At 45.6% G+C, this 14598-nt stretch carries 12 protein-coding genes and 1 pseudogene; 5 read left to right on the forward strand and 8 right to left on the reverse strand.

All coding sequences use genetic code 11. The features are described from left to right. Window positions 1–4 precede the first annotated feature (4 nt). The 4 genes and pseudogenes from AC0L66_RS06015 to ugpB form a co-directional block, all read right to left on the reverse strand. Window positions 5–1111 carry a sn-glycerol-3-phosphate import ATP-binding protein UgpC gene (locus AC0L66_RS06015; RefSeq protein ID WP_265673314.1) on the reverse strand — a complete coding sequence of 369 codons (1107 nt, stop codon included), beginning with the start codon at window positions 1109–1111 and terminating at the stop codon, window positions 5–7. Beyond that, window positions 1112–1960: a sn-glycerol-3-phosphate ABC transporter permease UgpE gene (gene ugpE / locus AC0L66_RS06020; protein WP_265673315.1), complete on the reverse strand. Its 849-nt coding sequence runs from the start codon at window positions 1958–1960 to the stop codon at window positions 1112–1114. Then, window positions 1960–2841 (reverse strand): sn-glycerol-3-phosphate ABC transporter permease UgpA, encoded by an 882-nt coding sequence (gene ugpA / locus AC0L66_RS06025; RefSeq protein ID WP_428751666.1) that lies wholly within the window; start codon window positions 2839–2841, stop codon window positions 1960–1962. Before ugpA ends, ugpE begins: the two co-directional genes overlap by 1 nt. A 70-nt stretch (window positions 2842–2911) precedes the next feature. Next, window positions 2912–4220: pseudogene (gene ugpB, locus AC0L66_RS06030) on the reverse strand (sn-glycerol-3-phosphate ABC transporter substrate-binding protein UgpB). A gap of 233 nt (window positions 4221–4453) precedes the next feature. Here ugpB and AC0L66_RS06035 point away from each other — a divergent pair. The 4 genes from AC0L66_RS06035 (at window position 4454) to AC0L66_RS06050 (ending at window position 6991) form a co-directional block, all read left to right on the forward strand. After that, window positions 4454–5209 (forward strand): glycerophosphoryl diester phosphodiesterase, encoded by a 756-nt coding sequence (locus AC0L66_RS06035; RefSeq protein ID WP_473568744.1) that lies wholly within the window; start codon window positions 4454–4456, stop codon window positions 5207–5209. Window positions 5210–5211: 2 nt separating this feature from the next. Then, window positions 5212–5439 (forward strand): DeoR family transcriptional regulator, encoded by a 228-nt coding sequence (locus AC0L66_RS06040; protein WP_473568745.1) that lies wholly within the window; start codon window positions 5212–5214, stop codon window positions 5437–5439. Next, on the forward strand, window positions 5396–6028 hold the full coding sequence (locus AC0L66_RS06045) for a DeoR/GlpR family DNA-binding transcription regulator (RefSeq protein ID WP_473568747.1): 633 nt from the start codon (window positions 5396–5398) through the stop codon (window positions 6026–6028). Before AC0L66_RS06040 ends, AC0L66_RS06045 begins: the two co-directional genes overlap by 44 nt. 294 nt (window positions 6029–6322) lie before the next feature. Beyond that, window positions 6323–6991 (forward strand): murein L,D-transpeptidase catalytic domain family protein, encoded by a 669-nt coding sequence (locus AC0L66_RS06050; RefSeq protein WP_265673322.1) that lies wholly within the window; start codon window positions 6323–6325, stop codon window positions 6989–6991. Window positions 6992–7170: 179 nt separating this feature from the next. Here the strand turns inward: AC0L66_RS06050 and AC0L66_RS06055 are convergent, their stop codons facing one another. Both AC0L66_RS06055 and AC0L66_RS06060 read right to left on the reverse strand, forming a co-directional pair. Further along, the gene (locus AC0L66_RS06055) at window positions 7171–9171 is read right to left on the reverse strand and encodes a methyl-accepting chemotaxis protein (RefSeq protein ID WP_265673323.1); all 2001 of its coding nucleotides are present in this window, start codon (window positions 9169–9171) and stop codon (window positions 7171–7173) included. A 269-nt stretch (window positions 9172–9440) separates the two neighbouring features. Beyond that, window positions 9441–10838: a DEAD/DEAH box helicase gene (locus AC0L66_RS06060; protein ID WP_473568749.1), complete on the reverse strand. Its 1398-nt coding sequence runs from the start codon at window positions 10836–10838 to the stop codon at window positions 9441–9443. 272 nt (window positions 10839–11110) lie between these two features. Here AC0L66_RS06060 and AC0L66_RS06065 point away from each other — a divergent pair, with 272 nt between their 5' ends. Next, a complete protein-coding gene (locus AC0L66_RS06065; RefSeq protein ID WP_265673325.1) occupies window positions 11111–12499 on the forward strand; it encodes an MATE family efflux transporter in 1389 nt (462 codons plus the stop codon). A gap of 58 nt (window positions 12500–12557) precedes the next feature. Here AC0L66_RS06065 and dgcA read toward each other — a convergent pair whose 3' ends face one another. Then, a complete protein-coding gene (dgcA, locus tag AC0L66_RS06070; RefSeq protein ID WP_265673570.1) occupies window positions 12558–13523 on the reverse strand; it encodes an N-acetyl-D-Glu racemase DgcA in 966 nt (321 codons plus the stop codon). A 34-nt stretch (window positions 13524–13557) separates the two neighbouring features. After that, window positions 13558–14559 (reverse strand): N-acetyltransferase DgcN, encoded by a 1002-nt coding sequence (dgcN, locus tag AC0L66_RS06075; protein ID WP_265673326.1) that lies wholly within the window; start codon window positions 14557–14559, stop codon window positions 13558–13560. Window positions 14560–14598 lie beyond the last annotated feature (39 nt).

Here is a 14598-nt window from a genome sequence, read left to right on the forward strand (position 1 = left end):
GGTGCTAGGCATTGATAACCTCTGGCTTGTCTGCCGCATGAGCATCAAACGCAATGCGTTTTTCAGTCGTAGAGTCAAATAAGTGGACATGATTTAGGTCGATATCCAAACCCAGAATATCACCAATGTTGATGTTGCTGTGTCCTTCAACGCGCACAACCAGCTTTTGTGCTTGGTTATCTTGAGTCTGGCAGTAGAGAAGTAAATCGGCGCCCAGCGATTCAACCAGTTCCACTTCGACTTCAAACCATGGGTCGGCGTTGGCAATGGTGAGATGTTCAGGGCGTAGGCCTAACTTGATTGCTCCTAAGTCGAGCGATTGAGTCTGGCTTGGCAGTAATGCGTGTCCAAGTTGCAGCCCCTCTGCGGTGACGTTTGCATCGAGTATGTTCATGGATGGCGAACCGATGAACGTTGCCACAAACATGGAGGCGGGGTTGTCATAAATTTCTAATGGGGTGCCGACTTGCTCGACATTTCCTTTGTTGAGCACCACCAATTTGTCGGCGAGTGTCATTGCCTCGACTTGGTCATGGGTGACGTAAACCGATGTGGTTGCCAGCCTGCGTTGCAGCTTCTTAATCTCAAGGCGCATTTGAACTCTTAACTTAGCATCGAGATTAGAGAGCGGTTCATCAAATAGAAATACTTTAGGCTCTCGGACGATGGCTCGCCCCATCGCGACGCGTTGGCGTTGCCCTCCGGAAAGCTCTTTGGGCTTGCGGTCAAGCAAGTGTGAAAGTTCCAGCATTTCTGCCGCTTCATCCACTAAACGTTGGATTTCCGCTTTGGGGGTTTTACGGTTACGAAGTCCGTACGCCATGTTATTGAACACCGACATATGCGGGTAAAGCGCATAGTTTTGGAACACCATCGCAATGTCTCGTTCACCCGGTTCAAGGTGGTTGACGACGGTGTTGTCGATGGTGAGTTCACCGGAGGTGATTTCTTCCAATCCCGCTATCATGCGAAGGAGTGTTGATTTTCCACAGCCACTAGGGCCAACAAGCACCACCATTTCGCCATCATTGATGTCTAGGTTTAATTTTTGGACCGCTTGATAGCCATTTGGGTACGATTTTGCGATGTTTCTAAGAGTGAGCGTTGACATTTATTTCTCCGAATCTACTAGGCCTTTGACGAATGCTTTTTGCATGCCAATAACAACGATGACAGGGGGCAGCATAGCGATGATGGTGGTCGCCATAATTTTGTTCCATTCCACGACGCCATCGACGACGCCTAGCATTTGTTTGATACCCATGACAATGGTGAAGTATTGAGTATCGGTGGTGATCAGTAATGGCCAAAGATATTGGTTCCAGCCATAGATAAAGGTAATAACAAATAGTGCGGCGATATTCGTTCTCGACAAGGGTAGTAAAATATCAATAAAAAACTTGATAGGTCCCGCACCATCCATACGAGCGGCTTCGACTAACTCATGAGGGACGGTTAAAAAGAATTGACGAAACAAGAACGTCGCCGTTGCACTGGCGATCAGCGGTATCGTTAGGCCAGAAAACGAGTTGAGCATATTAAGATTCGTAATGACTTCAAATGTCGGCATGATACGTACTTCAACGGGCAGCATGAGCGTGAAGAAAATCATCCAAAACGCCAACATACGACCGGGGAATCGGAAAAATACCACGGCATAGGCCGATAAGATGGAGATGGTGAGTTTCCCGACAGTAATGCAGAGTGCCATGATGAGTGAATTAAACAGCATGTGCGTAATGGGCAAGGCGGAGTTGTTGTAAGTACTTTCGTTGCTCCACAGCTCTCTAAAGACACTAAACCCGAGATCGCCGAACCAGAGTGGTGTACCTGTGGCAAAGGCGGTGTTGTCATGAGTGGTTGCGACTAGTGCCACCCATACTGGCAGCGCAATAGAAAGAATGCCAAGAATCAAAATGACATGACAAAAAATCGCAAATAGGGGTCTTCGTTCAACCATTAGTATGCCACCTTCTTTTCTACATATTTAAATTGGAACACGGTGAGGAGCGCGACTAATGCCATTAAAATAACGGATTGCGCTGCTGAGGAGCCAAGATCGAGTCCGATGAAACCGTCGTTATATACCTTATAAACTAAGGTGGATGTACTGTTGCTTGGCCCACCTTGTGTCATCGCATGGATGACCGCGAACGTGTCAAAAAAGGCGTAGACAAAGTTCACCACTAAGAGAAAAAAGCTGGTGGGTGAAATGAGTGGAAAGCTAATGGTCATAAAGCGTTTAATTGGACCACTTCCGTCAATCGCTGCGGCTTCGTGCAAGGATTTAGGTACCGATTGCAATGCAGCGAGAAAAAATAGGAAGTTGTAGCTAATCTGCTTCCATGTTGAGGTAATGATGACCATCCACATCGCATGGCTGCCGTTCAATGTTGGGTTCCAGTCCACACCAAACCAGCCTAACATTTCCGTCACGACACCAATGGTCGGGTCAAAGAGAAAGAGCCATAGCGATCCTGCAACAACGGGGGCAACGGCATAAGGCCAGATGAGAAACGTGCGGTAAAAGGTTGAACCACGCACGATCTGTTCCGCAAATGCCGACAGAATCAGGGCGCTGATCAAAGCGAGAAAAGCCACGCTGATACTAAATTGTAACGTGGTAAGAAATGCATCTAGATAATAGCTGTCGTTGAAAAGGGTAATGAAGTTTTCTAATCCAACGAATTCTTTACTCAACCCAAACGCGTCTTCAAGTTGCGAGGATTGGAAAATAGCCTGACCCGCAGGCCAGATAAAAAAGACTAATGTGATAAATAGCTGGGGCGCGATCAGCGCAACAGGTAACCACTTATTTTTAAATACAACAGGAGATGACATACAAGTGTTCCAAGGTACTTCGGCAAAGCAAAATATCGCCACCGATAACGGTGGCGACTAATTATGTTTGTTATTTTTGTGTACGTTCAAAGCGACGAAGTTGTTCGTCACCGCGACGAACGGCATTGTTGAGCGCAGTTTTGGCCGATGCTTTTCCTGCCCAAACAGCTTCAAGTTCTTCATTGATAATGTCGCGTGTTTGTAAGAAGTTACCGAAACGAATCCCTTTAGAGTTCGCCGTTGGCGTGGTCGATGTCATCTGAACGACTGCAGTGTCGGTACCTGGATTAGATTGGTAAAAGCCTTGTTGCTTAGTGAGATCGTAGGCGTCTTTAGTAATGGGTAGGTAGCTAGGTGAACTGGTGCCAGTCGGCTTGTACTTCTGGGCTTGATAGGTAGCTAAAGAATTTGGCAACGCCTTTATACTCTTCATCAGAGTGGCCACGAAGTACCCAAAGAGAGGCACCGCCAATGATGGTGTTTTGTGGCTTTTCAATCAGTGTATCGTCATAAGGCAGCTGCGCGACGCCCACATCGATACCTTTCATGTTTTCTTGGATGCCAGCTAGACCCGCTGATGAGCCCATTGTCATACCACACTCTTGTGTATAGAACAGAGGCATACCGTCAGATTGGCGACCGCCATATTTAAAAATACCCGCTTTTGACCATTCTCCCATCTGTTCGATGTGTTTAACAAATGGTGTTGCGTTGAATTCAAACTGAGTATCTACGCCGCCGAAACCATTATTGTTGTTGGCCACGGCAATATTGTTTCGAGCACCAAAGTTTTCAATTTGTGTCCAAGATTGCCAGGTTGTTGTAAAGCCGCATTGCGCACCAGATTCCATCAGCTTACGTGAAACCGACTCCATCTCCTTCCACGTTTTTGGCGCGGCATTAATGCCAGCCTTTTTGAACATGTCTTTGTTGTAGTACATGACAGGGGTTGAGCTGTTGAACGGCATGGATAGCATTTCACCATCATTGGTGGTGTAGTAACCCGTGACGGCCGCAAGATAGTCATCTGTATCAAAGGGTTCTTTGGTATCTTCCATCAGTTCGTAGACGGGGTAGATCGCCTGTTTCGCCCCCATCATTGTTGCGGTACCGACTTCAAATACTTGCACAATCGCAGGTTGCTCTTTTGCTCTAAACGCCGCAATAGCGCTTGTCATAGTTTCTGCGTAGCTGCCTTTATAAACGGGCTTTATCTCGTATTCTGATTGGCTGGCATTAAAGTCGGCGGCGATTTCGTTGACCTTTTGACCTAGCGCACCGCCCATTGCGTGCCACCATTCTACTTCTGTTTTAGCGTGAACTTGTGTACTTAAAAGTGCGGTTGTTAATGCTAAACCAGTAAATGTCTTAATTGACATGAGATCTTCCTTATCTGAGGACATCAATATTGTGGTAGTAAGATTTGATGGGAATAATAAACTGCCACCAAAATGTTCACTTGAAAGTTAAATGAACTTAATGACGCTTTAGTGACATTAAAATGAAGTTAATTTTTCGGTTTTGTTCACTATTGCTCACTATTAATGAAATAAAATCGTAACGTTAATCTGAGATTCTTCGATTTGAATTAATGAGACAGAGAAGAGTATTCATGAAGTTAACCGCACATCGAGGTGTATCTAGTATCGCGCCAGAAAATACATTGGCGGCGTTCAATTTGGCGAGGCAATATGGTTGTGACTGGATTGAACTTGACGTTCAGTTGAGCGCGGATAATGTTCCTATGGTCATCCATGATAAAACGGTAGACCGATGCAGTAATGGTAATGGCTTGGTTTCTCAAATGACTCAACAAGAATTGAAACAGTTAGACGCGGGTTCTTGGTTCGATTCGCAATATAATAAAGAACAAATTCCAACACTTAGCGAGGCATTGTTGTTAGCCAAAGTTAATGGGACTAAGGTTAATATTGAAATAAAACGCTACCCAGATGATGACGTGTTTGAACTTTGCGACCAAATAAAAAACGTCATAGATGCGCATAATTTGACGTTGTCGGATTTGCTTTTTTCTAGTTTTGATAACGTTGTATTAAAGTATCTTGGTGTTATATTGCCAGAGATAAAGCGTGGTCAGCTGTGGCAGAGTATTCCAGATAATGCCAGTGAGATACTATTAGAAATAGAGGCGTTTAGCGTGCATTGTGATTATCGCTACTTGTCTAGAGGACAGGCCTATAATATTAAGGCATTGGGTTACGATCTCTATTGTTACACGCCTAATAGACCGGGAGAAGTATCTGAATATTGGGAGTGGGGTGTGGATATGATGATTACTGATAAGCCACAAGCTTATCATTCTTTGGGTTTTATTCCGCAGGATCCGGTTGAATGTGAGACGTTGTAATAATGCATAAATTAAGTCTTCGTCAGCAATCTATTGTAGATAAAATTCATCTTCAGGAATATTGCGCCATTGATGATTTAGCCCGCTGCTTTGACGTGACGACTCAAACGATAAGGCGAGATATAAACGAGTTGTGTCGTTTAGGATTAGCCTGTCGTCATCACGGAGGTGTGGGTTTACTCGGCGATGTTGGCGAACCGCAGTTATGTGTCACGTCAAACCACAAATAAAGACGAAAAATTGAGTATTGCCAAGCAAGTGGCTCAGCATGTCCCGAATGGTAGTACGGTATTTCTAGGTATTGGCACGACCATTGCGATGATTGCAGAGCAATTAATTACCCATCAAGAGTTAAGAGTGGTCACGAATAATTTTGAAGCGGCGCATGTCCTGTCTCAGTGCGATCATATCGAAACTTGGGTACCCGGAGGGCGGGTTCGAACCAATGATCGAGATGTTGTTGGTGACCACGTTGTCCCATTCTTTGACCTGTTTTCCGCCGATATTGGGATTGTGAGTTGTGCTTCTATACGTGCCGTTGAAGTGTCAGCAGGGCCACAGCCAAGTGGCTTTGTGACGACGTCTGGCGAGCAGCAAGATTATGCTTTTGAACATGAACTCAGAGAGGCGGCAGTCAGCCAGAAAATTATTGCAGGCGCGAGTGAAAAATGGCTGGTGGCGAACAGCTCTAAATGGCAAGGTAAAGCAAACGCTAAAATCGCGCCACTGAGTTATTTCGACCGTATATTTAGTGGTCATCATTCTCAACAGTCTAATCCAGCCACATCATTAACGGCGGATAGAGTGACGTACGGTTAAGCCAATTAAGAGGCGTGCTATAAAATGGATTGGATTATACTAATGGTCACTGAAATATGAATTAAGTGGCGTATTTTTGTCGTAACACTTAATGTATTGGAATAAGAAAGTTAACTTGTTGATTATAAATGAATCGCTTGGAGAGCTTATAGATATCATACGATTTGTTTCAAATTTTCGCTCAAAAACCCCACGATAATGTTCAGTATTTACTCAAATTAGCGTAATATCCCAGCAATTGTAAATGCGTTATTGAACGTATAAATTGATTTATTGAGCTAACCTGTTGTAGTAATGATTAAAAATATTATTTCCCCTCTATGGATGTTTGCTTTCATAGCGGTTTTGGCGTTTTCATATAATGCTCGCAGCGAAACGGAATTATCACCCTACCATACACCGAAAAAGGTAGAGACGGATAAAACGCAAGTTGAGCGTATATATGATAGAGCAGCATTAGATGGTGTGGTTGATTTTCAACTATTTAAAGACGCCTATATCGCGTATAGCCAAACGCCAGAAAAAAAGAAACCGTTGCTGACGATTATCGATTATTCGAAACCTTCAACGGATAAACGTTTTTATGTTATTGATCTAGCTAAAAAAGCGTTGATGTATAACACGTATGTTTCCCATGGTGTGAATAGCGGTGCTAAACAAGCCACGGCCTTTTCTAATGCGATTAATTCTCGAAAAACGTCATTAGGTACTTTTGTTACCGATACGACTTATTACGGCTCTAACGGCTATTCGTTACGGCTAGATGGTTTGAGCCGTGGTGTTAATGATAATGCGAGAGATCGCTATATCGTTGTTCATGGCGCAGACTACGCTAATGAATCATTCATTAAAAAGAATGGCTATTTAGGTCGCAGCTGGGGTTGCCCTGCATTACCGGAGGCGTTATCTAAAGAGATTATAGACACCATCAAGGGTGGTAGTGTGATCTATGCAAGCTCATAGCATGTAAGCTGATCTTATCGGACCATGAAAGCCAAAAAATACCGAGTTTAATACATTGTTTGTGATTAGCTCGGTATTTTTTTATCTATTACTTTCAAATTATTAAGCGACTGGCTTAGTTACAGCTACTGACTTAGTTACAGTGACTGACTTAGTTACAGCTACTAACTTAGTTACAGCTACGCGCTTAGCTTAAAGGCAGACACTTCGTTGACCAGCTCTGACATTCGCGACTTTACTGTACTCATTTCGTTATGAAGATTAGTGACCGTTTGATTAGTGCTTTCAACAAGAGACAATAGATTGTCGATATCGGAATCAACCGATAGCGTGGTTTGAGACTGTTCTTCTGAAGCGGTTGCAATACTGGTGTTGAAATCGGTGATTTCTTTTACTGTCACCGTGAGCGCATCCATCATTTCGTTGGTTTCAGATACCATGGTTTGTGTAGTGTAGCTAGCATCTCGGCTACGCTGCATATTGCCAAAGGAGGTTTTGGCGTTATCACTGATGTTGTCTAGAAGGTGTCGAATGTCTTCTGTGGACTGTTTACTGCGTTGTGCCAACGTTCTCACCTCGTCTGCGACGACAGCAAACCCACGTCCTTGTTCGCCAGCTCTGGCAGCTTCAATCGCCGCGTTTAACGCAAGAAGGTTAGTCTGCTCTGAAATCGCATTGATAGTGTCGAGAATTTCAGTGACATTTGCCATTTGCTGCTCAAGGCTTTCTAAGCAGGTATAGGTGTCGTTGACACTTTCAATAAGACCCGTGGTTGTGGCTAGCGATTGTTCGCCGTGTTGATGACACTCTATCGCTTTATCTTTGACACTATCGGCGCTGTGTTGCGCATCCACGGTGATACTGGCCACTTCTTGGCTAGTTTGCGACATTTCAGTCATCGCTGTTGCAATGTTGTCACAACGAAGGTGCGTCTGTTGGCTAGCTTGTTGTGCTTGGCTGACCAATTCCGTCATGGTCTTCATTTCTTGTTCAGTGCGATTGGCGACCTCAAGCGATTTACGCAATGCTTGGCTTAGACTGTCAGTGAGGTGATTAAAATGAAGGGCAATTTCACCCAACTCATCATTTTTGTTGCTAGTCAGTTTAACGGTTAGGTCTTTGTTTTTGGCAATGTGATCCAGTTGCTGACTAAATTGGCGAACCCGCTGGCGAATCGTCCGAACGGAATGAAACGCGAGTAGAGTTAATGGCACCACCACAAATAGTGCGAGAGCAATATAGGAAAAGCGAGCTTGGCTCGCTTGCGCTTTGAGTTCAGCTGCGGTCTGAGAAATATCCAGAGTAAAGGTATCGCGCAGAGTCTTGACTAACCCAATTCGTTTTGTTGCTAACGAGAACCAGGTTTGAGGAGTAGGACCCGTTAACGTGGTAAGGCTGTCTTTTTGGCTCAGGTACTGCTGTTGGATGTTATTGACGTCTTTCCAAGTTTGACTGCGAGTAATGGCGAGAAGTTGTTGCTTTATATCGCCTTGCAATAAAAGCTCTGCTTGTCTTAACGCTTGCTTTTCAGTGGCGATATAAGTACTGATATTGCTGTAAGCGTCTAATGAAGAGTGCTGCGCTGCAAAGGCACCGTTGAGCGCACCGCGCGCTTTTCCTGCCTCTTCCTTAATCACCAATAACGCCAGCAAGCCCTGCATTTTTAATTTGAGCTGTGAGTCGCTAATTTGAGTCAATAACACGGATAGGTTATCAAGGGCGAGGCTATTGATGTTGGTGTAGAAAGCAAAAGGTGAATCTTGGATGGCGAGACTGTCGACTTGAGCGCGTATTTCACCTCGTCGCTCAAGTTGTTGCTTGATATCCCTCATCAGGTTGCTAAACAGCGTCGAGTCGATATGCATAGGTTGAAAAGCAATGAGGTTTTGATACGCAAGGTCGGCATTTTTGCGCTGTTTTTTAAGGGCGTCAGCTTGTGTGCCTTGGCCTTTAGTGGCGAGTACACCCGCAGTCAATCCTCGCTCGACCGCAAACTGGTGAGCGACCTCATCATAAAGGTGAAATAACTGAACCGATTCTTCAGAGGTGTCAGCGGCTGAGACTTGCTGACTGGTTTGGTTAATTTGTATTCCAATTAAAAAGATGAGTAGAGAGGTGGGAATGAGAAATACAACAAGAATCGTATTTTTAATATTGAGCGAACGTAGCGACCTGAGCATGAATATAACCCTATGCAATATGTTTGCGATGAAGTTAACAAAAATTGTTATAGACTGAAAAGAGGTTGCAGAGTTATTTTATAGAACAATGATGTCGCGCAAGCGTAGTCAAAACATTGACTTAGTGTCAAAAATCCGGCTAGCCATTAAGTGGTAGCTCGTCGATGGTGTGACTGTTGTGGCGGTAAGGCGATGGTTACTGCACCATTAAAAAAGCCATCTTGCGATGGCTTTTTTAATCAATAATAACGGCTTAATAAGCCGTCTAGTTATTGTGACTTCGCAACCGTATTGGTTGGTTTTGGCTTACGTCTTCTTGGGGCATTGCCAGGGCGGGCGTTCGCGCCGGAACGAGCATTCGGTTTGCCGCCATTTTTGTTATTTGACTCAGAGTTGCCAAATTGTCTCTGCTTGGTTTTTTGATGGCTATTCGTTGGACGTTGACCATCTGTGTGTTCTGTTTTTGGCTGTTTTGGTTTCTTCGGCTTTTTAGGCTTCATTGCGCGAGTGTCTGTTCTTGAAGCTGGTAGCGCATGCACAGGCTTGAAGCCTTCCATTTCATGTCGCGTTAACACTTCGCCAATCAGTCTTTCTATGGAAAACAGCTCTTTCGCTTCGTCTGCACAAACCAGTGAGTAGGCTTTACTGGCTTCACCAGCGCGACCAGTACGACCGATACGGTGCACATAATCTTCCGAAACATGTGGTAAATCAAAGTTGACGACTTGTGGCAACTGAGGAATATCTAAGCCACGAGCAGCAATGTCAGTCGCCACTAACACGCGGATTTGCCCAGTTTTAAACTGTTCCAGTGCCTTGGTTCTTGCGCCTTGGCTCTTATTACCGTGGATTGCCATCGCAGAGATGTTTTTGCCTTCTAAAAAGCGAGCCAAGCGGTTGGCACCATGCTTCGTTTTGCTAAATACGAGCACTTGTTTCCAGTCACCTTGCTCGATGAGCTTAGCCAGAATCGCTGACTTTTGGTTTTTGTCGGAAACATAGATGCTTTGCTCAACCAATTTAGTGGTTGAGTTAGGTGGGTTTACTGAGATCTCGACCGGATTGTGTACTAAGCCTTTTGCTAAAGAACGAATTTCTGGCGAGAAGGTTGCCGAGAAAAGCAAGTTTTGACGCTCTTTTGGTAATAGGTCGAGGATCTTTTTAATATCACGGAAGAAGCCCATATCGAGCATACGATCGGCTTCATCCAATACGAGTACTTCAAGCTGTGAAAACTTCACTGCATTCTGGCTGTAAAGATCAAGCAGACGACCCGGTGTCGCGACCAGGACATCGCAACCTTTACGAAGCTTTTGCATTTGCGGGTTTGCCTTGACGCCACCAAATATAACGTTCGATGTTGTTGGCAGGTGAGCGCCATACTTCACCACACTATCATGAACCTGAGCAGCAAGTTCACGCGTTGGCGTCAGGATGAGTGCACGTACGTGGTTGCTTTTTGCCCTCTGTCCAGCGCTCAATTTCTCAAGTAACGGTAGCGTGAATCCTGCAGTTTTGCCTGTTCCTGTTTGAGCGGCAGCCATGACATCTTTGCCTTCAATAATGGCAGGAATGGCTTTTTCTTGAATTGGCGATGCTTTGGTGTAGCCAAGCTCGTCGATAGCGCGAAGAAGTGGAACAGATAATCCTAAGGATTCAAAACTCATAGTGGTACTCAGTAAGTGGGATAGGAGAGTGGGATCTCAAAGTGGATACTACCGGGGTAGGTGTATCTTTTTTGCGCCCATATACCCTAAGATAGGGCAAGGCGCGCTATTTTGCGTGCTTTCGAGTCGAACATCAATACAATTCTCAGTTATTGGTGGCTTGAAATTGACCATGATGACGTTTATATTGTCGCCGCCCACAGGGCACACCCTAAAATGCACACCGCCATCCTGCCATTATTGGTGCATTTATATTGGTGTTTTGAACCCCCATGCAAACTACAATTCGTCCTTTTTTACCTCGTTTTACCCGCGAATCGGGAGCGTTAATGACGTTGTCGACGCCAATTATTTTGACTCAGCTTGCTACGCAAGCAATGGGTTTCGTTGATACGACCATGGCAGGGCAGGTGAGCCCTGCTGATTTAGCTGCCATTGCACTGGGAACCAGCCTTTGGATTCCGGTGTTATTGCTTTTGCGCGGCATTATTATGGCGTTAACGCCAGTGGTGGCGTTTCACCGTGGCGCCCGTGATTTTGACAGCATTTCTGTAGAATTTGTGCAAATGCTTTGGCTCGCTCTAGCCTCAAGTGTTTTGCTGATTGGCTATTTATTAAGTGCTAAACCGATCTTGCAATGGATCGGTGTTGCCTCTGAAATCATCCCTATTGCCAGCGACTATGCGTATGCTCTAGCGTTTGGCGTACCGGGCATCGCTCTGTTTTATACCTTAAATGGCTTTTGCGAAGGAATGAATAATACCAAAGCGCCGATGATCATTTCGGTCTTGGGTTTGCTCGTAAATATTCCTGTGAACTATGTCCTTATTTACGGCAAGTTTGGTTTGCCAGAAATGGGCGCCGTAGGCTGTGGTTGGGCGACAAGTCTCGTGTATTGGATGATGTCGGCGTTGTTGTACTCTTATATTAAAGGGCACCATCATTTTAAAACGATTTTGCGTTTTAAAGACACGAAGCCGCGAGCAAAAGAAATTGGTCATTTGGTAAAATTGGGGCTACCAATTGGGATGAATATTGCCGTGTGTGGCAGTATTTTTGCCGTGATTGCGTTGTTGATTGCACGGATTGGTGCAGAAAACGTTGCTGCAGCTCAGATTGCCCTGAATATCTCTAGTATGACGTATGTGATTCCAATGAGTATTTCATTTGGTATTACGATTCGTGTTGGTCATGCTCTTGGGGCTAAAGACCATTCGGGTGCCGTCGAGCGAAGCCAGTTCGGTATTCTAGTGGCGGCGTTAATGTCATTGTTGTCGGTGGCGATGTTTTTGTTGTTCCCTGAAGTGATCATAAGGCTCTATACCACTGATCCAGCGATTAGCGCGACCGCGGCAACGTTATTAATCTTTACTGCTATGTATCAATTTAGTGATGCGCTGCAAACGTCAGCAAATGGTGCGTTGCGCGGCTATAAGGACACCAAAGTACCGATGTTTCTTGCTATTGCCTCTTATTGGGGGCTTGCGCTGCCGATTGGGGTGGTATTAGGGTTAACGGACCATATTGTTCCAGCAATGGGAGAAGAAGGGTTTTGGGTCGGAATACTGACCGGGCTAACGGTTGCGGCAGCCTTAATGTTGTTTCGTCTACGAATTGTCATTCGCCGTTATTCAAACAACCAGGATGTTTCAGCCGCGTAATTAGCAAGGCCGAAACCAAACAGCCCGAGCTTTTATACTCGGGCTTTTTCTTATTCCATTACACGACTATTGCGCCATTTTGGTACGTGAGTTTATCGTCTATATCACTTCCTAAAAGAACGGGCCCATCGAGGTCAACAATCTCAGCGTTGTTGGCGATTGGTAGGGCGGCTTTCATCGCCAAAGAGGTGCCAAGCATGCAGCCTGACATAATACGCATCCCCGCTGCTCGCGCTTGCTTTTCCAGTGCTAAGGCTTCGGTGAGTCCACCCGTTTTATCCAGCTTGATGTTGATCATTTCATAGCAGCCAATTAAGGCGTCAAGTTCGGCGCGAGTATGGCAGCTTTCATCGGCGCAAAGTGGAATAGGGTGGGGAATACCCGTAAGCAAATGATCTTGCCCGCTTGGTACGGGTTGCTCGATCATCGTAACATTCAGTTTGGCAAGGGCGTTAAAAACGGTGACTAGATTCAATGTTTGCCAAGCTTCGTTAGCATCAATAATGATTTTTGCCTTGGGAGCGGCTGCACGAATCGCGCGAGTCTTTTCAATCACCTCATCAGCATCAAGCTTAACCTTAAGTAAGGTGGCACCATTTTCAACATACTCTTTTGCTTGAGCAGCCATGCTTTGGAGGTTAGCCATTGAAACGGTCATCGCGGTCTCAATTTTGGGTTTGATAGAAAATTGCTGTTGTGGGAACTGTCCCCCAGCTTGCTTGGCTTCCAGTGCCCACAAGGCACAATCAATCGCATTTCTTGCCGCACCAGCGGGCATGGTTTGTAAGGCGGTACGAGCTGCTTGCGGTGTTAATATACTCAGTGGTTGGCTGAAATATTCAACTTGAGCCATCACCGAATCTACGGACTCACCATATCGAGGGTAAGGCGTGCATTCTCCTTGTGCCGTGTCATTAAGGTATTGTATGGAGACGCGCACAACATCGCAGTGAGTACGAGTGCCACGAGAGATAGTAAAGGGTCGCGCTAACTGAATCGCGTGATGGTAACTGCTGATTTTCATAGTGTTCACTCAATGACTCCCATAGCGTTATTTATCATACAGTGAGTTTGTCAGTGATGGTCTCGACGCCAAAACGCACAGGATCCGTGACGGGAAGTCCAAGCTCTTTACCCCATTTGACACATAGCTGCTTGGCTTCAGATTCAATTAATGAGGAGGTATTTAAACAGATACCGACGAACTGGACGTTGGCGTTGGTCACACGTGCCGCTAAAAGGTTGGCTTGGATGGTTTGTTCGAGGGTCGGTAACTGGGCGTGCGGTAGGTTGCGAATATGTTGACGGCCCACTTCATGGCATAGAACGAGCGCATCAGGTTGTGCGCCATGCAATAATCCAAGACTAACGCCTGCGAAAGACGGGTTAAATAACGACCCTTGTCCTTCAATAATGTCCCACTGGTGCGTGTCGAAATCAGGGCTTATTTGTTCAACAGCACCCGAGATAAAATCCGCCACCACGGCATCAACGGATATACCTTGACCGTCAATTAGGATGCCGGTTTGACCGGTGGCTTTGAAGCGAGCGTTGATTCCGCGTGAATTAAGTGACTGTTCGATTGCTAAAGCACTGAACATTTTGCCAACCGAGCAATCTGTACCAACGGTTAGCAGCCGCATGCCTTGACGCTTTTTCCCTGTCCCCACACATAGCCGTTCATTGTAGTGGCGAACGTCAAATAGATGGGTAATCCCTAGGTTTGCCAACTCGGTAAGTTCTGGTATTTCAGACAATCGTTGATGCATGCCTGAAGCAATATCAAACCCCATGTTCGCGGCGCTGATCAGCGTGTCTAGCCAATTTCTAGGTATTACTCCCCCCGCATTCGCCGTGCCGATCACCAAGGTTTTGGCGCCTTGCTGTTTTGCTTGTTGCAGGGTCATCTCACTAAGACCTAGCGAAACGGTGTCTGCGGTGAGTCTAAGTTGACCCAAGCAAGCCTCAGGCCGCCATTGCACGATACCACGCGCCGTTTTTGCGGAAAGAGGGTCGGTAACATCCCCGAGGAAAAGTAAGTATGGTTGAGAAATTCGCATGGTGTCCCTTTCATTTAGCGTGCATTAAGTAACACCTAA

This window comes from Vibrio sp. GJ43-1, assembly GCF_055808835.1.

Bases quoted from the DNA above. Each gene is read 5' to 3' on its own strand.
- AC0L66_RS06015 (WP_265673314.1), bottom strand. From the start codon at position 1,111: ATGTCAACGCTCACTCTTAGAAACATCGCAAAATCGTACCCAAATGGC.
- ugpE (WP_265673315.1), bottom strand. From the start codon at position 1,960: ATGGTTGAACGAAGACCCCTATTTGCGATTTTTTGTCATGTCATTTTG.
- ugpA (WP_428751666.1), bottom strand. From the start codon at position 2,841: ATGTCATCTCCTGTTGTATTTAAAAATAAGTGGTTACCTGTTGCGCTG.
- AC0L66_RS06035 (WP_473568744.1), top strand. From the start codon at position 4,454: ATGAAGTTAACCGCACATCGAGGTGTATCTAGTATCGCGCCAGAAAAT.
- AC0L66_RS06040 (WP_473568745.1), top strand. From the start codon at position 5,212: ATGCATAAATTAAGTCTTCGTCAGCAATCTATTGTAGATAAAATTCAT.
- AC0L66_RS06045 (WP_473568747.1), top strand. From the start codon at position 5,396: ATGTTGGCGAACCGCAGTTATGTGTCACGTCAAACCACAAATAAAGAC.
- AC0L66_RS06050 (WP_265673322.1), top strand. From the start codon at position 6,323: ATGATTAAAAATATTATTTCCCCTCTATGGATGTTTGCTTTCATAGCG.
- AC0L66_RS06055 (WP_265673323.1), bottom strand. From the start codon at position 9,171: ATGCTCAGGTCGCTACGTTCGCTCAATATTAAAAATACGATTCTTGTT.
- AC0L66_RS06060 (WP_473568749.1), bottom strand. From the start codon at position 10,838: ATGAGTTTTGAATCCTTAGGATTATCTGTTCCACTTCTTCGCGCTATC.
- AC0L66_RS06065 (WP_265673325.1), top strand. From the start codon at position 11,111: ATGCAAACTACAATTCGTCCTTTTTTACCTCGTTTTACCCGCGAATCG.
- dgcA (WP_265673570.1), bottom strand. From the start codon at position 13,523: ATGAAAATCAGCAGTTACCATCACGCGATTCAGTTAGCGCGACCCTTT.
- dgcN (WP_265673326.1), bottom strand. From the start codon at position 14,559: ATGCGAATTTCTCAACCATACTTACTTTTCCTCGGGGATGTTACCGAC.